The following is a 20,815-nucleotide window of genomic DNA, read 5'->3' as shown; positions in this document are numbered from 1 at the left end:
TAATATTACCTCCGGTCTACTGTCAGATGGCCAGCTCAAGGAAAGCGTCTTTCCATTCATCAGGTCGCATACCGTCTTGATAAATGGCATCGAATATTTTCAGGTTGTCCTCACTGCCGCTGAGAAGCCGGGTGAGTTTACCCAGTCCGGACAGATCCATTTTCGCCATTGCCACAAACGGGCGGGTTTCCCCGGCCTGCAACGGTGTTTTCAGGATGACCATATAATGCTCGCCCGGATCAAGGTTTCTGACCGTCTCATAAACGCTGTCCGGCACTTTCATTTTCTCCACGTAATCCGCATAGCTGGCTTTCGGATTGGCGAGGAAAATCTGGGTACCGCACTGCTCAATAATCGCCGGGGCGATGGGGTGTCTGACGATTTCATCCGGTGACTGTGTTGCCGGAACGAAGATACCGTTCAGCTTGCGGATGACTTTCAGCATATTGAGGGAGAAGCGGGAAAATTCGACATCGGCCAGCCAGCGCCAGAACTCATCCATAAACATCACCAGGCGGCGACCGTCCAGAAGACTGGTCACACGATACAACAGGTAAAAGGTCACGGGACCGCGAATATCGTCATCATCCAGAAATTCGGTGCCGTCGATACCAAAGTTATCGACATCATTGATGGTGAAAGTATCGGCCTCGTTATCAAACACCCAGCCGAACTCGCCCCCCTGCGCCCACTGTTTCATGCGAATACGCAGCCCGTTGGTGCGGGCGTCTGTGGTCGGCGGCTCCGGCAGCACTTCCAGCAGCCGGGTGATCCCGAACCGGCGGTACTCCGGCGGATAGTCCAGCATGATGGTGTCAACGGCGGCACTGATCCGCTCCTCATCGCGCGGATCGAGCGGCTTACCGTTGCGGCGGCACAGCATGCGCACCAGACGTTTAATGAAACTGATGTTCCGGCGGGTTGGCTCCAGCGCAAACGGGTTGAAGCCGGTGGGCTCGCCGATACGGATGCGGAAATAACGCCCGCCCGCCTGGCGGATCGCCATCTCCGCCGCCCGATCCTTATCGAAATACACTGTGGTCAGCCGTTTGATGGTGGCAGAAGGCGCAAACGTCGTCGGGTTGCGGTATTTCTGCATCAGTTGTTGCATGACCGTCATCAGCAGGGTTTTGCCGGAGCCGGTTTTCCCGATAATCGCCGTGTTCCCCGGCGTTTTCTCACCGGTGTCATCCCGCCCGGCCTGGCTGTCGTGAAGGTTCAGGTAATACCCGCCACCGCCGGGCGATGTGAGGATGGCGATGGCATCCCCCCACGGATTGCCGCTGCGTTTGTGGGGATGGAAGTTATGCAGGCAGGCCATATCGGCAAAATTCTGGCTGCTGACGGCCACCAGTCGGGGACGCAGCGTATAGACGCCCGGCAGTTGCGCCAGATATGCGGCGGGCAGTGACAGGGTGGAGAGCGTCGTCATAATACCCAGATCGGCGAAGGGCTGGGCCAGAACGTTAGTGTCCTTCACCACCTGTCCGGGACTTTCTGAGGAGATCAGCAGGGAAAAGTGGAATTTACCGCACGACACATGCCCGGACTGCAGCAGGTCGCGCAGGACAATCAGCTCTTCGCGCTGGGAAATCGCGTCGTCGTCCGCTGAGTTCAGCCGTTTTTCCGCCAGCCGGATATGATGCTGCGCCTCATCCCGTGCCATGCAGGTAAAGGACTGCGTCAGAACATACTCGCTTTCGGCGTACAACAGTGCATCCAGCATACCGGTATGGGTTTCCGGGGAATAATCCTTAATCTCCAGGCTGCGAAAGAAGCGGGAACCGCTGACCGTCTGGCATTCACCGGTGTCGGTGGTGAAAAACACGTCCGGCGTGCTTAACGTTTCATAAAACGGCGAGCGCGTTACGGCCACTTTCTGCCACTGGCCGGTGATCAGGCGGTGGAAGAACGCCAGTTGCGAGGAATATACCCGCCCGTTTTCTTCATATATCCCCAGCGGCATTGCCATATAGCGGGATAATGAAGATTCCAGTGCTTCGCGGTATTCCAGCATGACTTTGAGTGCCTCATCCAGAGCTGCCTGGCGTTTACCGTGCGGTTGCGCTTTCATGGTTTTCTTCTCAATTGCAGAGAACGGCGCGTAGCAGACGGTGAAAAACAGCCGGTGTCGCCAGAACGGTTTTTCTTTTACCGGCTGGTAATACCGACGTGTTACCTCATCGGAAAAGGGAATACCGGAACCGGCTTCAAAAGCATCATGGTATTTTTCACGGAGCCGGTGAATATAGAATGTTAACGGCAGACCCTCATACGAACGAATAACGTTATTCAGGTGTGTCGCCATGAGGGTCAGGTGATGTTCGTCTTCACATTCAAAGACCGTGCCGCCCAGCTCCCAGGTGGCAACAAAATCACGGTGACGGTTTCTGATGACGTAAGGGTGAATATGGGAGGAGTACGGAATATATTTATCCAGCGTAATACGCTCGCTTAATTTCATTTTCTGAATAAACTCCGAGACATCAACGTTATCGTACTGGTTTGCCAGCAGGGCATTCGCGCCAAAATGGGTATTGGTGAAAAGTCGTCCACGGGTTTTAAACGCCAGCCAGAGCAGACTGAAATAATGAATATCCTTTCGGGCTTTGTTTTTCATTTCCGCCCAGGCAGGAATGAGCAGAATCGCCAGGTAATAGCTGACATAGACCGCCAGCAGGACGATGGCCCCGCTGACGAGAACGAACGGCACCAGAGGAATACCCATAATGGCGGCAGGCCGCGTCAGTGCTTTATTCAGTGTAGCCATCGTTGCCTCTCTTATGACGCCCAGTAGGCACCGAAGCCGGACGCGCCGACAATCAGGATCGCGCCGATGATGACGTTACGCATATCGTGCAGGCTCTTGCCGTCGAACAGCACCTTGTAGCCCACCCACATGGTCGCCAGCGTGATGGTGACGGCGGCCAGTCCCAGCAGTCCGGTCGAGGTATTGCTCAGTGTTTCATTGGCCTTGTTAAAACCACTGTCCGCCGCCAGCACCGGGGAAGACAGCAGCACGGAAACAACAGCGTAGTAACGGCGTTTACGCATGATCATTTCTCCTCATCAGGGATAACAGGGATAGCGCCGCGAATGACGGAACCGGGATAATGCAGGGAAGTCAGGACCGGCGCAGTGGCACCGGCTGGCTCGCCGCGCAGCACAACGGCGGGATAGCGGACAGGTGGTTGCGCGTTCCGGTCAGGGTCACGCTGCCGCTCTTCCCGGGTGGACGGGACGACATAGCCAATGCGCTGCACGTAGCTGGTCTGGTTAAAGGCCGATTCCGGTCGCTGGCCGGTTTCAAAGTTGCCGGAGTAGTAACAACTGAGCGCCCGTTTCAGTGTTCCGCCGCGCCGGTAACAGTCGGCGAGAATGCGCTCAAATACCGACAGATTGATGCAAGGGTTAAGCAGGTCGCTGGCCGTGACGCCGTAATGGCGGAAATTGGTGCTGGTGATTTGCATCAAGCCGACCGAATAGCGTCGGCCTTGCGCCGCCAGCCGTCCGGTGAGGCTCATCGCCTCATCATGGCTTGCGGGAAAATGTGAAATCACACCTTTGCCACCCGGCACGATTTCAGCAATGGCGTAAGGGTGAAAACCGGATTCGACCCGTGCCACATCAAGTGCCGTGGACGGGTGAACACTGGTGGCGCACTGCGTCGCCAGCGCCAGAAAGGCTGTGGTGGAAAGCATAGTGGCCTCGTAACCGTGGGTCCGGCAGCGTACACAAAAACACATTACCGGGGAGAAGGACAAAAGCGGGTTAAACGGCTGCGGCATCCTGTGAAATGTCACTCTCTTCTCTCGGTTCAAGCAGTACCAGCCTGCCTGAAACCGCAATACCGGGGATCAGCACGATATTCAGGCCAGGCTTACCGTTATGTGCGAAGGCCACACCAACCCTGGTCCAGTACGTGTTTTTCTCGCCCTGTGCATCGGGCTGACTTTCCTGAGTGATAAAGACGTGATAATTGGGTTTTCTCATGGTATTTCCTTTAATAAAATAGCCGTGAAAGCAATAAAAAGGTCACATCCCGGTTCTGCATTCCGGTTTTAACGGGTCAGCGAGAACATTCAGCGGCACCCTGAATTGTGGTTACGTGACAGCCCGATCCAATTTGTTAAAGAACAATCCCCGGCCTGGACGAATGAACGTCCATCAGGGCAACCATGTTGTTATGGCATTTTCAGAATCAGATATTCAGTGCGGGATATAAACGATAAATTCAAAACAAAAATAAGAGAGATAAACTGGCAAGGATTATCAGATGCGGAAAGAGGGGGAAGGATGCAGAACAGATAATAAAGAAGGCATTATATTTTAATGGAAACAGAAAGACGTGCAGAGAAATAATATCCCCGAACGTCTTTATCGCTATTATTAGCGTCTGCGATGCTCAAGTTGTTCCTGACATTCTGTACAGGTGGTTATGCCCGGCAGAGTCTGCCGTCGTTTTTCAGGAATAGGTTTACCACATATACGACAGTGAAATAATGATGGTGTTGAACCCGGCTTAAAACGGTTCTGCTCAATCATCTCCTCCAGTCGCTGTTCATTAAATTCCTGATCGCGGTCGATCTCATCCGGCATGGAGAGTCCTCCTGCCAGTAGCGGCTTCCTGTTCGCACAGTGCGATACGTTTCCAGACCGTGGTGAGTGACAGCGCTTTGGCCTCTGGCTGCAGGATTTCCGTCACCTGCATCATGGTGATCAGTGCATCGGGCGATTCAAGGTTTTCTACCCTGCGCTGCTGCCATTGCAACCAGATAGCCACATCTGTCTTTTCATCCGGTTCAGGCGTTCGGCCATACGGCACGCTGACACCCAGCAACCGACGGCGAAGGCAGACTTCATTGGAGGTGAGACCAAAATAGTGGTTCATCAGTGCGATGGAGCCGCCCAGTCGTATGGCCCGGTCAATCAGTTGTCGGCGCTGTTCTTCCTGACCAGAATGGGCCAGCAACTGGTGCAGAACATCGTGGCGTAGCGAGACTGCGATAAAAGGCGCGGCTGCTCGGCTCAGCGTAAAGAGTGCATCTGGCGAGAGCTGGCTGAGGGCATTCATTTCGTCAAATGTGAAACCGAGTTCTTCACAGTGACGAATATTGCCTTCATTAAGCGCCTGCAGGGCATTGGTGAGTACGGCGTAATTTAGTGAAGGGATCATAATATGTATTCCGTATATTTTTTTTCAACAGGCAAGATAGATGCAGAAATATCTGGGTATATGGCCTGTTGGAGGGTATTTAGTCGAATCAGTTGCTTTGATTCGCCTTCCCTTGACCGCGTTTAGCGCCGGGACAATTTAATATTGATCCATTCGTCAATTTCTGATTCCAGCCAGGCCACACTGGCTGGTCCGATTTTTATTGAACGAGGAAATGTACCCTCTTTCATATACAGATAGATTTGTGAACGTTTCAAGCCGGTTTTTTCTTCAACCTTTTTTAAGCGTAATAACTGATGTGATGTCATGATTGTCTCCTGTAGCAAAACAAACATTGGTATGCCTGGAGATAATAAAAAAGCATAACGGAAGGAGAAGTGGTAGTGGTAAACCCCGTATTACGGGGTTTAATAAACTAAATACGGGATCATATTGTTGACAGATAAACACAATATCAATTTAATAAGGATGAGGATGGAGGGGAGCCACGCTCTAGTGCTGTTTTTAAAGTATCACCGCTTAGACGGTCAGTGATACCATCAGCTGCCGCCCATTCTTCAAAAATTGTCAATAATTTATAGGGTTGTTTTATTAATGGACTGATAACATCATTGTGCCTACAAGCGAGCCAAAATAACCTTGACAAGGGGGTGGATATTCTAGTTGAAGAGGGGAGGGATTTCTCTGTAACCTGGGTGCTAATTAGTTTCTCAATCTCTGAGTAACGAATAACAAAGCAGGAATCCTGAGGCAAATTATAGAGGGGGAAATATTCTTGCTTTGTATTTTGATTTATCGTTCCCTCTGAAGAAATTCTCTCCATAATATCAAATGCTAGATCTGTTGGTAGGTTTTTTATTTGATGTTCAATTCTACACTTCCAGGTTGTTTTTTCAAACAGCTGAAAAACTTCATTGGACATAGTAACAGTGATGCCATAATTTACCGTGTTTTTCCCAATAATTGGTAATGGTATATTCAATGAGCATGCGAGAAATTGCTTTATTAAAATACATTCAAACCCAATAAGTGATGTATCAATAATATTTTGTGTGGAGTGGACGTATCTGCCCTCAGTACTGAAAATTGAGTCCCATCCATTAATAAAGCTATTTTTTTCTAGCAGACATAAACGATGAATCAATGTCCCTCTAGCTGGATGCATTTTTACTTTTTGAAATGCATATTTTATTTTTCGCAGAATAATTGGAGATTGAAAGTATATGGCGAGATTAATTTTATTATATAATGCATAACGGTAAATATCACTCTCTTTGATTCTTTCGTTGCTCTCTGTATTAATTATGTTAACGGCTTCTTGTATGGTTACCCAGTCAGGTTTCGGAAGCGAACCGTTTATGATCTCGCTGCTTTTCAACATGAAAAACTCCTTTTACATATTTTTCTATGCAAAACTTAAATTACGATTCACTGTTTCATTATTCATGAATATTATCGATAATGTACAAATGAATCCTATTTTATAAAGTAAAGAGTTTAAAAATAAAATTGTTAAACTAGTTTTTAGTTCGCTATGAAATTTTCTCTCGTAACTATGGACGAGGAGACAATTTCCTGAGAGAATAATGAAGGATGAACTGAATAATATTAAGACTAACGAAGATAAAACACTATGAATAAAATATCGAGCCGAAATAATAAAGAGTAGTAGTACAAGATCTTTATGGCGAAAATTTTCATATTTTCGTTTGTAGGATCCCTGTTGAGAGAATTCAATAGTAATCCAATCTTTTATGTTGCAAGGGTTATGTTTGAGGCAGTTGCTTGAGCGCTGCTTTGGCTCATAGATGCTTCCTGGTGCTGGTAGAGAAATTGCCTCCCAGTGCTCCATTAGTTCTGAAAACCTTACTACTCCGATCATGCTAACGTCTCCTGACTAAAACGAACGGTACGGTTCGATTTGATCAGGATAGACAAAATTTCTGTCAAGAGGCAAGTTAGGGTGCTAACTAAATTTAGTCGCCTGGAGTTATAGAGAAGAAAGATTCGGAAAATGTAATCCACTTGATGGTAGTGTTCCATATAATAATATGGAACAAATTGATAATATTATAAACTCCTGAGCATCTTCTAATTTCTTTAAAACTGGTGATTATAATTATCCTTTACGAAAGGCTAATAAAAAGGCATTGACCGCATCCTTTGCCCATTGATCACGCTGTGCAGCAGAAGTGGAAGATTTTGGATGCATTAAGCACTGTATTTGAGGCTCACCGCGTACCATATTCACGAATAAGGAAGCAACTGCATTTCGCCCAATACCACCTAACGAAATTTCCCCTTTAGATTCAGCTTGTTGTAGTATTTCTTCAACAATGTTATTTATCTTTTCTGGACCTGCTAAATAGAAACGTCTACCTAATTCAGGAAAACGCGGTGCTTCAGAAGCTACAACACGGTAGAGAGCGAGGCCATTTTCCGAAAGCACAATATCCAGATACGTTCGGGCTATTTTAAATAATTTATCATAAATATCTTTTCCCGAAATTTTAATTTTATGTACTTTTTGAAGAAAACGCTCACATTCTATTTCAATCACTGCTGTAAATAATGCTTCTTTATTTGGATAATATGCATATACGGTTGATTTTGAGACTCCAGCAGCCTGTTGGATCATATCTGTTGATGCTGCTGCATAGCCTCTTTCCAGAAAAATAGCTTTTGCTCCTTCAAGCACACGTTGTGCTTTTTCAGGTAAGTTACTAACTATATCATTAGAAAGTATTTTATTTTTTCTTCTAGTGTCAATTGAGGTCTTTGTTGATACCGACATCTGCACTTCCTTATCCGGAATAAAGCTTGATCTTACCATAAGATGAAACTCGAAATCATATCGTTCAGGCCTGAGTGCTACTCACGTATTGTTGCGACGTAGTTGAGTGAAATTTGGTCTTGACTGTACCGAACCGATCGGTTTATTTTGTTCGCCATAAACTAGAATAAACAGGGCGATCAAGAATGAGGTGTGTGTCAGGTTACAGATTTGCACATGGGACGAAGTCAGTAAGGTACCGTCCGCATTATCTGAAAGGATGTGTTATCTCCGTGCTCAGTCTTGCTTTGGGGTCATGTGCTGCGATCCCCGATCTGGGAACTGCTCCTCAGCCGGAGCAGGCTGCGGCGCTGATTTCACAACGCAGTTTTTCCGCTCCGCATGCTGACTGGCCGCAGGAAAAATGGTGGATGGCCTTCGGCGATACGCAGCTTAACCAGCTGATGAGTGAAGCCACCGCGCATTCACCTTCTCTGGCACAGGCAGAAGCCCGGGTGCGTGAAGCCACGGCCAGAACCGGTGTCGCCCGTTCCCGGTTATACCCGTCAATGGACGCCAGCGCGTCCATTGATAAAGAGAAGCTCAGCTACAACTACATCTACCCTAAAACAGCCGTGCCGCACGGATGGAATGATATGGGGCAGGCCAGCCTCAACTTTAGCTGGGAACTGGATTTCTGGGGTAAAAACCGGGATGCGCTGCGTGCCGCGACATCCGAAGCCAGCGCCGCTGAGGCAGATGCCGCCGCCGCGAAACTGATGCTGACGACGATGCTCGCGGACGCTTATATCCGTCTGCAGTACCAGTATAACAGTCGTGACATTGCGGCCCGACAACTGCGTAACCGGACGGATACCGTCAGGCTGGTGCAGTTACGCCATGCTCAGGGACTCGATTCCAGAGTCTCCGTAGAAGAAAGCGGTGCCCGGCTGGATGCCGCCAGAGCGGCGCTGGCTGAAGCCGATGAGCAAATCAAATTAACCCAAAACGGCATCGCGGCTTTACTGGGCCGGGGGCCGGACAGAGGGCTGGATATCCTCAGACCCCGGTTGCAGATGCGCCGCCCTGTCGGGTTACCTGATGCGCTGAACGCAAACCTGCTCGGACGCAATCCGGAAGTGGTGGCCGCACGGTGGCGGGTTGAAGCCGCCGCCAGCAATATCGGTGTTGCCAGAGCGCAGTTTTACCCGAACGTGAACCTGATGGCCTTCGTCGGATACCAGTCACTGGGGCTGAATAACCTATTCAGTTCGGGCTCTGATATCGGGAGCGTCGGGCCAGCCATCAGCTTACCCCTTTTTGAAGGCGGGCGTTTACGCGCCAACTATAAAGGTGCGAGAGCGGAATATGAATATGCGGTGGCGTCGTATAACGAGGCGCTGACACAGGCATTACGTGAAACTGCTGATGCTACACGGAGCCTTGCTGCTCTGGTGGACAGGTCAGAAGCAACCGCATCTGCTTTGTCCCACAGCGAGGAAGCTTATCAGCTGGCAAAAGCTCGGTATCAGGGGGGGCTGGCCGATTATCAGGAGGTTCTCATTTCTGAAGATGCGTTACTCCAGGCTGAGCTGGCGAATACAGCCATGCATTCCCGGGGTTATGTCTTGGATGTGTCACTCGTCAAAGCCCTCGGGGGCGGATTTGAATCCAGTTCAACATTTGATGCGCAGGTGAAACCGTAATGACTGAAGATAAAAATAAAAACGGCCCACAGGATATGGACAGGGCTCCGGATAGCACGAATGCAAAACCGGATAGCGGTGATAAAAAAAAGCATCGCCGTAAATTATTCGCTTTGTTTGGTGGCGTCCTGATTCTTATCGCCATCGGTTATGCCATCTGGCTGATTTTCTTTGCCGGTAAATCCGTCTCAACGGATAACGCCTATACCGCTGCCGAAGTTGCGGACGTCACGCCACTTGTCGGCGGACCGGTGAAGAAAGTAAATGTGGTCAACACGCAGCTTGTGCATGCCGGTGATGTGCTGGTCGTGCTTGATGATACGGACGCCAGAATTGCGGTGTCACAGGCTGAAGCTGAGCTTGGCAGCGCCCGGCGGAAGGTGATGCAGATTATGGCCAATGACACCGCTCTGGGCGGACAGCTTGATTCGCGTGAAGCAGGTATTCAGAGCTCCGAACATGATGTGGCGAGGGCACGGGCCCGGTTTGATAAGGCCACCCTTGATGAGCGACGTCGCCGGAATCTGGTGAAAGCCGGGGCCGTATCTGAGCAGGATTTTACGGATGCGCAGACAGAATTACGGGAGGCAACGGCCGCGCTGGGAGAAGCGGAAGCCAGTCTGAAAGCTGCTCGCGCTGGCAGTGTCGAAGCAAAAGGATCCCGGCAGGCGAACGAGGCCCTGTTTCTGAACAGTACCGTTGAAACTAACCCCATTGTGGTGGCGGCCAGAACCCGTCTCGATCAGGCCCGTATAAACCTAGCGCGTATGGTTATCCGGGCCCCGGTGGATGGAGTGGTAACACAGCGCTCAGTGGATATCGGGCAGCATGTTCAGGCCGGAAACCGGCTGATGCGGGTTGTGCCCATCGAGGATATTTATGTTGATGCGAATTTCAAGGAAGGCCAGCTCAGCGACGTCAGACCGGGCCAGAAGGTAGAGCTGACTTCAGACCTGTACGGCAGCGGTGTTGTTTATCACGGCGTGGTTCAGGGATTTGACGGTGGCTCCGGTTCCGCGCTTTCACTGATACCGGCGCAGAATGCCACGGGTAACTGGATTAAGGTCGTGCAGCGTCTGCCGGTGCGCGTTCGTCTGGAGCGGGAAGAACTGCGTAAAAATCCTCTGCGCATCGGGCTGTCCATGGAAGTGACGGTGGACCTGACATCGAATGCCAGAGATGACCACACGGAGAAATAAGGTATGTCTGGTTCAGCATTTCCACCTCTGTCCGGATTCAAACTGGTTGTTGCGGCAATCGTGCTCTCGCTCGGGAATTTTATGGTGGTACTCGATACCACCATTACTAACGTCGCTATGCCCACAATATCCGGTTACCTGGGCGTGTCGACAACAGAAGGAATCTGGATCATCACCGCCTATGCGGTGGCTGAAGCCATCACGGTGCCGCTGACCGGCTGGCTGGCGATGCAGTTCGGTCAGGTGCGCGTATTCCTTTTTTCTGTTGTGGCATTTGTGATTTTTTCTGTCTGCTGCGGTCTTTCCTGGTCACTACCGAGCCTGGCCATTTTCCGTGTGCTGCAGGGGCTGGCCGGTGGCCCGCTGATCCCGCTGTCATCCACGCTGCTGCTTGCGGCATTTCCTGAGAAGAAAGCCAATATCGCCGTGGCGCTCTGGGGAATGATGACGGTGGTGGCGCCTATATTCGGTCCGATACTGGGTGGGCTTATCTCGGATAACTGGAGCTGGCAGTGGGTGTTTTACATCAATATCGGCTTTGGTCTGATTGTGGGGTTTGGAACCTGGTGGGTGCTGAAGGGGAAAGAAACACATGTCAGCCGTTCCCGGCTGGACAGCGTGGGGCTGGGTCTGCTCGTCATCTTTGTGGCAGCCTTTCAGATCATGCTGGATAAAGGACGTGAACTGGACTGGTTTTCCTCGGATATCATCATTGTCTGCACCATTGTGGCCGCTATTGCCCTGATCTCGCTGATTATCTGGGAGCTCACCGCTGAGCAACCGGTGCTGGATCTGAGCGTGTTTAAGTCACGTAACTGGGTGGTATCAACTGTCACGCTCTGTCTGATGTTCGGTATTTTCTTCGGGAATATTGTGCTGACCCCCCTCTGGTTACAGCAATGGATGGGGTACACGGCAACCTGGGCCGGGTATGCGACGGGCCCCATGGGGATCCTGGCCGTCCTGAGCTCGCCCATAATTGGTCGGCTGCTGCCGAAGGTCGATCCCCGTCTGCTGGTGAGCTATGGCATGGGGGTACTGGCGGTCTCCTTTGTGATGCGTGCCCTGCTGACGTCGCAGGCTGACTTTATGTCAGTTGCCGTTCCCATGTTCGTTCTGGGGGCCGGAGTTCCCGCCTGCCTTATCACGCTCACCTCGCTGGGCGTGTCCGAACTGCCGCCGGAGAAAGTGGCGGCCGGTTCCGGGCTGCAGAACTTCCTGCGTGTCATGTGCATGGCGGTGGGCTCTTCCCTGACCCAGACCTACTGGGAACATATGACAAAATTTAACCGGGCGGAGCTGGTGACGGCAATCAATCCTGACGTGCCAGGGATTGTCAGCAACACGCTGGGCGCGACCGGTATTCCGGCAGACACGTCAGCGGCCCTGTTTTCGAGAATGATCGACAGTCAGGCCATCATGCTGGCAACGAACGATTTCTATCAGTCGGCTACCGTTCTGATGCTGGGGTCCATAGGCATTATCTGGCTAATCAAAAAACCGAAAGGGCCGCTTCAGAAGATGTCGGGCCATTAAATAACAGGAATGGCGGTAGCGGGAATGAGAAGGGCAGAGCGTCTCCCCGTGAAAAGGTTTCATTATTTATTGCCGGTCTGCAAGTCCGTGAAATGAGGTTGTCCCATGCGACATCATAAATATAAGACCATTGTGAAGTGCCTGCCGGTAATAACAGGGACGTTATTACTGAGCGGATGTCATGCCGTTTTACTTGATCCCAAAGGGCAAATCGCTATTGAACAACGGGCGCTAATCATTACGGCTTTTTGTCTGATGTTAGTGGTCGTTATTCCTGTGGTTCTGATGGCAGTTGTGTTTACCTGGAAATACCGGGCCACGAATACCACGGCGAAATATACGCCTGACTGGTCCCATTCCAATAAAGTGGAGGCGGTGGTTTGGACGGTGCCCGTCCTGATTATTCTGTTTCTGGCCGTTCTGACATGGAAGTCCACCCATGCGCTGGACCCATCCAAGCCACTGACCTCTGCGGTGAAACCCATCGATATCGAAGTTATCTCCCTGGACTGGAAATGGTTGTTTATTTATCCCCAACAGGGCATTGCCACCGTCAATCAGATTGTATTCCCGGTAAATACCCCCTTGAATTTGCGTATTACATCCAATTCCGTGATGAACGGCTTTTTTATTCCGGCACTCGGCAGCCAGATTTATGCGATGCCGGGCATGCAGACCCGGCTGCATCTGATCGCCGGTGAAACGGGAACCTTCAACGGAATCTCGTCCAGTTACAGCGGCAGGGGCTTTTCCGGCATGAAATTTAAAGCGACTGCCGTACCGGATAATACCGCGTTTGAACAGTGGATCGCTGATGTGAAGAAATCACCGGATATGCTGCTCGGTCCGGCTGATTTTGAAAAACTGGCTGAGCCTGACGAAAACCACCCGGTTGAATTCTTCTCTGTCGTTGATCCGAAGCTGTTCAGATACGTGACTGAAAAATTTAAAGCACACGATCACGATAAGGAGACGGGCATGACTGGGTCAAAGCCGGAACAACACCTCTCACACAGAGCGCGGGGAAATTAATTATGCTTACAGGAAAACTGACGCTGGATGCCATACCTGAGGACCCGATTGTCAGGGTGACGATCGTTGCTATTCTGATACTTGGTGTGGCAATTGTTGCTGCCATCACATATTACGGTAAGTGGAAATATTTATGGTCCGAATGGCTGACCTCCGTTGACCATAAAAAGCTCGGGATCATGTACATCATCGTCGCGTTTGTGATGTTACTGCGCGGCTTTTCCGATGCAATCATGATGCGCAGCCAGCAGGTACTGGCCTCATCCGGAGTGGAAGGGGCAGGGTATCTGCCGCCTTGGCACTATGATCAAATTTTTACGGGTCACGGTGTAATCATGATTTTTTTCGTGGCGATGCCTTTCGTTATCGGCCTGATGAATATTGTTGTGCCCCTGCAGATTGGCGCGCGTGATGTGGCTTTTCCTTTCCTGAACAACCTGAGTTTCTGGTTAACGGTGGTAGGCGTGGTGCTGGTTAATCTTTGCCTGGGAGTGGGGGAGTTTGCGACCACCGGCTGGCTGGCATATCCGCCGCTTTCGGAGTTAGCGTACAGTCCCGGTGTCGGGGTGGATTACTGGATATGGACACTCCAGCTGTCGGGGATCGGGACCACACTGACCGGGATTAACTTCTTCGTCACCATACTGAAAATGCGTGCACCGGGTATGACGATGTTTAAGATGCCGGTGTTCACCTGGGCGTCGTTGTGTACCAACGTACTGATTATCGCCTCTTTCCCTGTGCTGACCGTCACGCTGACATTGCTGACCCTTGACCGCTATCTGGGCTTCCATTTCTTTACCAATGATATGGGCGGCAACATGATGATGTACGTCAACCTGATTTGGGCATGGGGCCATCCGGAAGTGTATATCCTGGTGTTGCCGGTCTTCGGGGTCTACTCGGAAGTGGTGGCAACTTTCTCTAAAAAACGCCTTTTCGGTTATACCTCACTGGTCTGGGCAACGGTCGCCATCACGGTGCTCTCCTTTCTGGTATGGCTGCATCACTTTTTTACCATGGGAGCCGGTGCGAACGTGAATGCCTTCTTCGGGATCATGACGATGATTATCGCCATCCCGACGGGTGTGAAAATCTTCAACTGGTTGTTCACCATGTATCAGGGGCGCATTCAGATGCACTCTTCCATGTTATGGACAATAGGCTTTATCGTCACGTTCTCCATAGGGGGAATGACCGGGGTCCTGCTGGCCGTTCCGGGAGCTGACTTCGTTCTGCACAACAGTCTGTTCCTGATTGCCCACTTCCATAATGTGATTATCGGCGGGGTGGTGTTCGGCAGTATGGCTGGTGTGACCTACTGGTTCCCGAAAGCGACAGGTTTCACCCTGAATGAAAAATGGAACAAGCGGGCTTTCTGGTTCTGGATCATTGGTTTTTATGTGGCCTTTATGCCGCTGTATGTGCTGGGTTTCATGGGGATGACCCGCCGTCTGAGTCAGAATATTGACCCCCAGTTCCATTCCCTGCTGGTTGTGGCCGCTGTCGGTGCAGCGCTGATCGCCTGTGGGATCCTGTGCCAGGTCATTATGTTCTGGGTGTCAATGCGCGATCGTCACGAAAACCGTGACCTGACCGGGGACCCGTGGGATGGGCGGACACTGGAATGGTCTACCTCTTCCCCGCCGCCGTTTTATAACTTTGCTGAGGTGCCCGTTGTCCGTGAACGTGATGCGTTCTGGGAAATGAAGGAAAAAGGCGACGTGTACAAACAGCCAGCCCGCTATGAAGAAATTCATATGCCGAAAAACAGCGGGGCGGGGCTGATTATTGGTCTGCTCTGCATCGGGTTTGGCTTTGGGGCTATCTGGCATATCTGGTGGCTTGCGGGCTTGTCATTCCTCGGGATTATCCTGACGTGGGTGATTAAAAGTTTCGATGAAGATGTGGATTATTATGTGCCAGTGCCCGAGATCCAAAAAATCGAGGATCAGCGTTTTGCAGAAATAAGCAAAGCCGGAGTGACATATGGTAAGTGAAGCCCTGCATTCATCTGAACGCGCCCGTACAGTGCACGGGCATCAGGAGCCAGGAGACAGTAAGGTTTTTGGTTTCTGGATCTACCTGATGAGCGACTGCATTATCTTCGCCACTCTGTTCGCGACTTATGGCGTCATGGTAAACAACATCGCAGGTGGCCCATCGGGTAAAGATATCTTCGAACCCTCGTTTGTCCTGGTGGAAACCGCACTGCTTCTGCTGAGCTCGATCACCTATGGGTTTGCCGTTATCAGCATGGACAAAGACAGTGAAGGGGGAGTTCTTGGCTGGCTGATCCTGACATTTCTGTCCGGGCTGGGCTTTATCGGAATGGAAATATGGGAGTTTAGTCATCTGATTGCTGAGGATTTTGGTCCGCAGCACAGTGGCTTTCTGTCGGCGCTTTTTACCCTGGTGGGGACTCACGGTCTGCATGTGACCTGCGGACTGATCTGGATGCTGGTCCTGATGTATCAGGTTGCCCGACGAGGTCTGTCAGGATTCAGTCGCCCCCGTCTGATATGCCTGAGTCTGTTCTGGCATTTCCTTGATGTCATCTGGATTTGCGTGTTCAGTATTGTTTACCTGATGGGAGTAATGCCATGAGACATTCTTCAGACGCACAGGGCGTAGCTTACGGCAATACGATGTCTTATATAAACGGTTTTCTCCTGTCTGCCATGCTGACGGCGATCCCGTTCTGGCTGGTTATGGATAGTGGTGTTTCCTCAGGAATCATTGCAGGCGGGGTCATTGCGTGTGCCGTTGTTCAGGTACTGGTACATCTGGTGTATTTTCTTCACCTGAATGCTTCTTCTGAAATGCGCTGGAACCTCGCGGCCATTGTCTTTTCCGCTGTCATTATCTTTATCATTATTACCGGGTCGTTGTGGATCATGTGGAATCTCAATCATCAGATGATGTGAACAGGACTTTGACCTTTCCGTTATTCCTGTCTGCCTCATTGTGGGGGGCTATATATGGACATAAAAAAAATACGAAAGGAAAAGATAAACCGGCTTGTGGTGTATGAAATTATGCAATGGATTGATGAGCATCTGGAGGGGCCGCTTAAGGTTGAGGATGTTTCCGCAAAAGCTGGTTATTCTAAATGGCATTTCCAACGGATGTTCAAGGAGGTGGCAGGAATAAGTCTGGGAAGATATATAAAGCTTGAAAAACTAAGGCGTGCTTGTTTTTTACTGGAGAATACGGATATACCCGTCATAGAGGTGGGCTTTATGCTCGGGTTTACCAGTCAGCAGGTATTTACCCGAGCGATGAGAACTGAAATGCATCATACACCAGGGGCCGTCAGAAGGAATAAACCTGTTATGAAAAAGAGTTCTGCTATAAAGAGTGATGAGTCATAACCCTCAGTGAATATTATGCCCCTCATAGTGTTTTGTTCTAAAATTACAGGACAGCTTTTAATATCAACTGGCAAGGATAAATGGAAGGGGAAATACCATGAAGAAGATACAGAAAAATAACAACAGCATCTGCGTTGTCAGGTGCTGTTGTTATTGTAACCCTGATTAGTTTTTTGCTGACTCAGGTAGCTTCATGGCTGATATTTTTACTATATATATATGGAGGAACATAGTTTTCCCGGCATGTATAAAGATAATCAGACCACCACTGCATCATCGCTGTACGGGCTTCCAGATGTTCGGCTTTGTGGATATAAGCTATCCGCACGCTGTTGCGTTCCTGATGACTCATTTGGCGTTCAACAGCATCCTTTGACCAGAGTCCGGATTCCATTAAGGCGCTGCACGCCATTGCCCGAAAGCCATGGCCGCAAATGTCCATTTTCGTGTCATAGCCCATCAGTCGCAGTGCCTTGTTGACTGTATTTTCACACATTGGCCTGTAAGGGTTATGGTCACCGGGGAACACGAGTTCCAGATGACCTGAGATTTCCTCTACTTGTTTCAGGATAACGATAACTTGCCGGGATAATGGAACAATGTGGGGCGTGCGCATTTTGGCTCCGCGTCCGGAATAACGAACACCGGGAAGAGCTTCGCGGGTAGCGGGGATGGTCCAGATACAGTTCCTGAAATCAAACTCGCTCCATCGGGCGAAACGCAGTTCACTGGAACGGATAAACAGGTGAAGGGTCAGAAGGACCGCTTGACGGGTTAACTCTCGTCCCTGCTGATAACCATCAATGCGCCCCAGCAATTCCGGTAGGCGTTCCAGCGGCAGGGCGGGGTAGTGGCGCTTAACGGGGGGCGCTGTCACGCCGTCAAGGTTTGCCGCCGGGTTGCTGTCAATGAATCCCTGATGAACCGCATGACGCATGATGTTACAGAGGTGCTGCCGCGTGCGGGACGCGACTTCCAGCAGACCTTTTTTCTCAATGCTTTTCAGCAGGTCAATGAAATGACGGGGTTTAAGTTCCGTGACGGATAGATGTCCGATAACCGGAAAAATATGATTGTCCATGCTGGCAAGCAGACGGTCAGCGGTATTCTGCGACCATTTTTTATTGCTTTTATGCCACGCCAGCGCCACTGTCTTAAAGACCTTTTCCGGTGAGCGGGCGGCTCTTTCGGCTATACGTTGCTGAGCGGGGTTAATGTTCTGCGCCAGCAACTTGCGGATACCGTCTCGTTGTTGCCGGGCGTCGGAAAGGGATACATCGGGATAAGCGCCTAAGCCAAGGCGGGATTCTTTACCGTTAATTCGATACTTAAGATACCAGAGACGTGAGCCGCCTGGATTGACCAGGAGGTATAGACCGTGTGTATCGGAGACTTTGAAGGATTTTTCAGAAGGCTTGAGACTGCGGATTTTCGTGTCGTTGAGAGACATATGGGGGTCACTCCATAATCGAACCAAACTGACCCCAAATCTGACCACCAAATTCTCCCGATGCGGAGGGTAAAATCAAAATGCACCGGGAAGAGTTTTCACGCTAACCTGTTGAACCAACATCATATAATGATTCGCAAGGATGCATGAAAGCAGGAAATTGGCTCCTCTGACTGGACTCGAACCAGTGACATACGGATTAACAGTCCGCCGTTCTACCGACTGAACTACAGAGGAATCGTGTGAACGGGGCGCATATTAACGATGACCATCCCCCTTGTCAAAGCCTGAATCACCTTAACTTGTTCGTTTGCTGACAATTTCAGCAGAGTGCCTGTTTTTACGGCATTGCGCCGCCGGATGCACCGTTGCGGTGCATTTATACCCCTAATGGGGCATACCGCAATCCGCTTACCGGGCAACAAAATCGCGGTTTGCTATCAGTATCCCTTATTACGCGGCCTGCAGCGGCATTTGCGTCCCTGCAAAAAAGCTGGCAAGCAAATTGCAAAACCTTCTGCATCTAAACGGCCAGTGTTGGTACTGGTGTTCCTTACAGGAGGCAAAATGAACTTAAGACGACTGAAGTATTTTGTGAAAATCGTCGATATCGGCAGTCTGACCCAGGCCGCTGAAGTCTTGCACATCGCACAACCGGCGCTGAGCCAGCAGGTTGCGACCCTGGAAGGCGAGCTGGACCAGCAGCTGTTGATCCGCACCAAGCGCGGCGTGACGCCGACCGAAGCGGGCAAGATCCTTTACACCCACGCCCGGACTATCCTGCGTCAGTGCGAGCAGGCGCAGCTGGCGGTTAACAACGTCGGTCAGACGCTAAGCGGCCAGGTGTCAATTGGGCTGGCCCCGGGCACGGCGGCTTCGGCCATTACCATGCCGCTGCTGCAAACGGTGCGTAACGAGCTGCCGGAAGTTATGGTCTATCTGCAGGAAAGCAGCGGAACGATCCTCAACGATAAGCTTATCGACGGTCAGCTGGATATGGCCGTGCTCTATGAACGTTCCCCGGTCGCCGGGATCGTCAGTCAGCCGCTGCTGAAGGAAGATCTCTACCTGGTCGGAACCCGGGATTGCCCGGGGCAGAGCGTGGATTTGACGGCGGTTGCGGAAATGAATCTGTTCCTGCCGCGTGATTACAGCGCCGTTCGCGCAAGGGTCACCGAAGCCTTCACTCTGCGTCGACTGTCGGCAAAAATTATCGGCGAAATTGAATCCATTACCACCCTGACGGCGGCTATTGCCAGCGGCATGGGCGTCACCGTTCTGCCTGAGTCCGCCGCACGTTCGCTGTGCAGCGCGGCGAATGGCTGGATGGCGCGCATCAGCACGCCGTCAATGAGCCTGTCGCTGTCGGTCAATATGTCGGCACGCGGCAGTCTGTCGCCGCAGGCGCAGGCGGTTAAGGAAATTTTAATGTCGCTGGTGAGCCGTCCGTCGCTGGAAAACCGTGAATTATTGTTAGTCAGTTAGGCTATATTCCTGAATGGAATAAGTTGCTGGTTTTTATTATTTGTTAGCAGGGACAACAGACTTTAACAATAGTGCATATGTTATGTCTGATAGCCCGGAGGAAAGGGTGAACTTCCAGCAACTCAAAATTATTCGTGAAGCGGCCCGTCAGGATTACAACCTGACGGAAGTCGCCAATATGCTCTATACATCGCAATCGGGCGTCAGCCGTCATATTCGTGAACTGGAAGAAGAGCTGGGGATCGAGATTTTTATCCGCCGCGGCAAACGCCTGCTGGGGATGACGGAGCCGGGCAAAGCGTTGCTGTCGATTGCCGAGCGTATTCTGAATGAAGCCAGCAACGTTCGTCGCCTTGCGGACCTGTTTACCAACGATGCGTCCGGCGTCTTAACCATCGCCACCACCCACACCCAGGCGCGCTATAGCCTGCCGCCGGTGATTAAAGCCTTCCGCGAACTCTTTTCCGACGTACGTCTTGAATTAGTTCAGGGGACGCCGCAGGAAATTGAAGCGCTGCTGCACAACGGCGGCGCGGATATCGGCATCGCCAGCGAGCGCTTGAGCAACGACCCGACGCTGGTGGCTTTCCCCTGGTTCCGCTGGCACCACAGCCTGCTGGTCCCCAAAGATCATCCGCTGACCCAGGTGACGCCGTTAACCCTCGATGCCATCGCCCGCTGGCCGCTCATTACCTATCGCCAGGGGATTACCGGGCGTTCACGTATTGACGAAGCCTTTAACCGTAAAGGGCTGATGCCGGATATCGTATTAAGCGCTCAGGACTCCGACGTTATCAAAACCTACGTCGAGCTGGGGCTGGGCGTGGGGCTGGTGGCGGAACAGTCAGGCGACGCGCGGGAATCTGATACCTTTACGCGTCTCGATACCCGCCATCTGTTCGATGCCAATACCGTCTGGCTGGGCCTGAAGCGCGGTCAGCTGCAGCGAAATTACGTCTGGCGCTTTATTGAACTGTGTAACGCAGGGCTGTCGCTGGAGGAAATTAAACGTCAGGCGATGGAGCCGGAAGAGGCCGCAATCGATTATCAGATTTAGCAGGATGATAAATCAGATATGAAAGAG

At 51.0% G+C, this 20,815-nt stretch carries 20 protein-coding genes and 1 tRNA gene; 10 read left to right on the top strand and 11 right to left on the bottom strand.

All coding sequences use genetic code 11. The annotated features are described in order from the left end of the window. Positions 1–22: 22 nt before the first annotated feature. From BJF97_RS18900 to BJF97_RS18865, 9 genes are all read right to left on the bottom strand, one after another. Positions 23–2,770: a VirB3 family type IV secretion system protein gene (locus tag BJF97_RS18900; protein WP_070082956.1), complete on the bottom strand. Its 2,748-nt coding sequence runs from the start codon at positions 2,768–2,770 to the stop codon at positions 23–25. Between the two features lie 11 nt (positions 2,771–2,781). After that, positions 2,782–3,060 carry a TrbC/VirB2 family protein gene (locus BJF97_RS18895; RefSeq protein WP_020078412.1) on the bottom strand — a complete coding sequence of 93 codons (279 nt, stop codon included), beginning with the start codon at positions 3,058–3,060 and terminating at the stop codon, positions 2,782–2,784. After that, complete coding sequence (locus BJF97_RS18890) at positions 3,057–3,701, bottom strand: lytic transglycosylase domain-containing protein (protein ID WP_070082955.1); 645 nt, start codon at positions 3,699–3,701, stop codon at positions 3,057–3,059. The genes BJF97_RS18895 and BJF97_RS18890 overlap by 4 nt, the downstream gene beginning before the upstream one ends. 70 nt (positions 3,702–3,771) lie before the next feature. Next, complete coding sequence (locus BJF97_RS18885; protein ID WP_003036394.1) at positions 3,772–3,993, bottom strand: hypothetical protein; 222 nt, start codon at positions 3,991–3,993, stop codon at positions 3,772–3,774. 396 nt (positions 3,994–4,389) lie between these two features. Beyond that, entirely contained in the window at positions 4,390–4,599 is a 210-nt protein-coding gene (locus BJF97_RS32820; protein ID WP_003036397.1) for a TraR/DksA family transcriptional regulator, read from the bottom strand. After that, a complete protein-coding gene (locus tag BJF97_RS18880; protein WP_180566295.1) occupies positions 4,589–5,176 on the bottom strand; it encodes a DUF2857 domain-containing protein in 588 nt (195 codons plus the stop codon). The genes BJF97_RS32820 and BJF97_RS18880 overlap by 11 nt, the downstream gene beginning before the upstream one ends. Before the next feature lie 122 nt (positions 5,177–5,298). After that, positions 5,299–5,484 carry an AlpA family transcriptional regulator gene (locus tag BJF97_RS18875; protein ID WP_003036401.1) on the bottom strand — a complete coding sequence of 62 codons (186 nt, stop codon included), beginning with the start codon at positions 5,482–5,484 and terminating at the stop codon, positions 5,299–5,301. Positions 5,485–5,630: 146 nt separating this feature from the next. Continuing rightward, on the bottom strand, positions 5,631–6,557 hold the full coding sequence (locus BJF97_RS18870) for a hypothetical protein (RefSeq protein ID WP_003036404.1): 927 nt from the start codon (positions 6,555–6,557) through the stop codon (positions 5,631–5,633). Between the two features lie 738 nt (positions 6,558–7,295). Continuing rightward, the gene (locus BJF97_RS18865) at positions 7,296–7,970 is read right to left on the bottom strand and encodes a TetR/AcrR family transcriptional regulator (protein ID WP_077266344.1); all 675 of its coding nucleotides are present in this window, start codon (positions 7,968–7,970) and stop codon (positions 7,296–7,298) included. Between the two features lie 272 nt (positions 7,971–8,242). Between BJF97_RS18865 and BJF97_RS18860 the strand changes: the two genes are divergently transcribed. From BJF97_RS18860 to BJF97_RS18825, 8 genes are all read left to right on the top strand, one after another. Then, positions 8,243–9,655: an efflux transporter outer membrane subunit gene (locus tag BJF97_RS18860; RefSeq protein ID WP_070082953.1), complete on the top strand. Its 1,413-nt coding sequence runs from the start codon at positions 8,243–8,245 to the stop codon at positions 9,653–9,655. Beyond that, positions 9,655–10,854 (top strand): HlyD family secretion protein, encoded by a 1,200-nt coding sequence (locus tag BJF97_RS18855; protein ID WP_077270216.1) that lies wholly within the window; start codon positions 9,655–9,657, stop codon positions 10,852–10,854. Before BJF97_RS18860 ends, BJF97_RS18855 begins: the two co-directional genes overlap by 1 nt. Positions 10,855–10,857: 3 nt before the next feature. After that, a complete protein-coding gene (locus BJF97_RS18850; RefSeq protein ID WP_070082952.1) occupies positions 10,858–12,390 on the top strand; it encodes a DHA2 family efflux MFS transporter permease subunit in 1,533 nt (510 codons plus the stop codon). A gap of 105 nt (positions 12,391–12,495) precedes the next feature. Beyond that, positions 12,496–13,422, top strand: coding sequence for a ubiquinol oxidase subunit II (gene cyoA, locus BJF97_RS18845; RefSeq protein ID WP_077270215.1), 927 nt, complete (start codon positions 12,496–12,498; stop codon positions 13,420–13,422). A 2-nt stretch (positions 13,423–13,424) separates the two neighbouring features. After that, positions 13,425–15,422 (top strand): cytochrome o ubiquinol oxidase subunit I, encoded by a 1,998-nt coding sequence (gene cyoB / locus BJF97_RS18840; RefSeq protein ID WP_070082950.1) that lies wholly within the window; start codon positions 13,425–13,427, stop codon positions 15,420–15,422. Beyond that, on the top strand, positions 15,412–16,029 hold the full coding sequence (gene cyoC, locus BJF97_RS18835; protein WP_070082949.1) for a cytochrome o ubiquinol oxidase subunit III: 618 nt from the start codon (positions 15,412–15,414) through the stop codon (positions 16,027–16,029). The genes cyoB and cyoC overlap by 11 nt, the downstream gene beginning before the upstream one ends. After that, a complete protein-coding gene (gene cyoD, locus BJF97_RS18830; protein WP_070082948.1) occupies positions 16,026–16,349 on the top strand; it encodes a cytochrome o ubiquinol oxidase subunit IV in 324 nt (107 codons plus the stop codon). Before cyoC ends, cyoD begins: the two co-directional genes overlap by 4 nt. A 54-nt stretch (positions 16,350–16,403) precedes the next feature. Further along, on the top strand, positions 16,404–16,796 hold the full coding sequence (locus BJF97_RS18825; protein WP_070082947.1) for a helix-turn-helix domain-containing protein: 393 nt from the start codon (positions 16,404–16,406) through the stop codon (positions 16,794–16,796). A gap of 181 nt (positions 16,797–16,977) precedes the next feature. On the opposite strand, the gene BJF97_RS18820 is transcribed toward BJF97_RS18825, so the two are convergent. Both BJF97_RS18820 and BJF97_RS18815 read right to left on the bottom strand, forming a co-directional pair. After that, entirely contained in the window at positions 16,978–18,246 is a 1,269-nt protein-coding gene (locus BJF97_RS18820; RefSeq protein WP_070082946.1) for a tyrosine-type recombinase/integrase, read from the bottom strand. Between the two features lie 161 nt (positions 18,247–18,407). Beyond that, positions 18,408–18,483 (bottom strand) — tRNA-Asn (locus BJF97_RS18815). A 330-nt stretch (positions 18,484–18,813) separates the two neighbouring features. Between BJF97_RS18815 and nac the strand changes: the two genes are divergently transcribed. Both nac and cbl read left to right on the top strand, forming a co-directional pair. Continuing rightward, positions 18,814–19,731: a nitrogen assimilation transcriptional regulator NAC gene (gene nac, locus BJF97_RS18810; protein WP_004852321.1), complete on the top strand. Its 918-nt coding sequence runs from the start codon at positions 18,814–18,816 to the stop codon at positions 19,729–19,731. A 106-nt stretch (positions 19,732–19,837) separates the two neighbouring features. Beyond that, the gene (gene cbl / locus BJF97_RS18805) at positions 19,838–20,788 is read left to right on the top strand and encodes an HTH-type transcriptional regulator Cbl (RefSeq protein WP_014229985.1); all 951 of its coding nucleotides are present in this window, start codon (positions 19,838–19,840) and stop codon (positions 20,786–20,788) included. Positions 20,789–20,815: the final 27 nt, after the last annotated feature.

Origin of the sequence: Klebsiella sp. LTGPAF-6F (assembly GCF_001753185.1) — a bacterium.
Classification (GTDB): Bacteria; Pseudomonadota; Gammaproteobacteria; order Enterobacterales; family Enterobacteriaceae; genus Klebsiella; species Klebsiella michiganensis.
This window is presented reverse-complemented; position numbering and strand designations above follow the sequence as displayed.

What these genes read in the sequence shown, in the direction of transcription:
- BJF97_RS18900 (WP_070082956.1), bottom strand. Translation starts at nt 2,770, where the DNA reads ATGGCTACACTGAATAAAGCACTGACGCGGCCTGCCGCCATTATGGGT.
- BJF97_RS18895 (WP_020078412.1), bottom strand. Translation starts at nt 3,060, where the DNA reads ATGATCATGCGTAAACGCCGTTACTACGCTGTTGTTTCCGTGCTGCTG.
- BJF97_RS18890 (WP_070082955.1), bottom strand. Translation starts at nt 3,701, where the DNA reads ATGCTTTCCACCACAGCCTTTCTGGCGCTGGCGACGCAGTGCGCCACC.
- BJF97_RS18885 (WP_003036394.1), bottom strand. Translation starts at nt 3,993, where the DNA reads ATGAGAAAACCCAATTATCACGTCTTTATCACTCAGGAAAGTCAGCCC.
- BJF97_RS32820 (WP_003036397.1), bottom strand. Translation starts at nt 4,599, where the DNA reads ATGCCGGATGAGATCGACCGCGATCAGGAATTTAATGAACAGCGACTG.
- BJF97_RS18880 (WP_180566295.1), bottom strand. Translation starts at nt 5,176, where the DNA reads ATGATCCCTTCACTAAATTACGCCGTACTCACCAATGCCCTGCAGGCG.
- BJF97_RS18875 (WP_003036401.1), bottom strand. Translation starts at nt 5,484, where the DNA reads ATGACATCACATCAGTTATTACGCTTAAAAAAGGTTGAAGAAAAAACC.
- BJF97_RS18870 (WP_003036404.1), bottom strand. Translation starts at nt 6,557, where the DNA reads ATGTTGAAAAGCAGCGAGATCATAAACGGTTCGCTTCCGAAACCTGAC.
- BJF97_RS18865 (WP_077266344.1), bottom strand. Translation starts at nt 7,970, where the DNA reads ATGTCGGTATCAACAAAGACCTCAATTGACACTAGAAGAAAAAATAAA.
- BJF97_RS18855 (WP_077270216.1), top strand. Translation starts at nt 9,655, where the DNA reads ATGACTGAAGATAAAAATAAAAACGGCCCACAGGATATGGACAGGGCT.
- BJF97_RS18850 (WP_070082952.1), top strand. Translation starts at nt 10,858, where the DNA reads ATGTCTGGTTCAGCATTTCCACCTCTGTCCGGATTCAAACTGGTTGTT.
- cyoA (WP_077270215.1), top strand. Translation starts at nt 12,496, where the DNA reads ATGCGACATCATAAATATAAGACCATTGTGAAGTGCCTGCCGGTAATA.
- cyoB (WP_070082950.1), top strand. Translation starts at nt 13,425, where the DNA reads ATGCTTACAGGAAAACTGACGCTGGATGCCATACCTGAGGACCCGATT.
- cyoC (WP_070082949.1), top strand. Translation starts at nt 15,412, where the DNA reads ATGGTAAGTGAAGCCCTGCATTCATCTGAACGCGCCCGTACAGTGCAC.
- cyoD (WP_070082948.1), top strand. Translation starts at nt 16,026, where the DNA reads ATGAGACATTCTTCAGACGCACAGGGCGTAGCTTACGGCAATACGATG.
- BJF97_RS18825 (WP_070082947.1), top strand. Translation starts at nt 16,404, where the DNA reads ATGGACATAAAAAAAATACGAAAGGAAAAGATAAACCGGCTTGTGGTG.
- BJF97_RS18820 (WP_070082946.1), bottom strand. Translation starts at nt 18,246, where the DNA reads ATGTCTCTCAACGACACGAAAATCCGCAGTCTCAAGCCTTCTGAAAAA.
- nac (WP_004852321.1), top strand. Translation starts at nt 18,814, where the DNA reads ATGAACTTAAGACGACTGAAGTATTTTGTGAAAATCGTCGATATCGGC.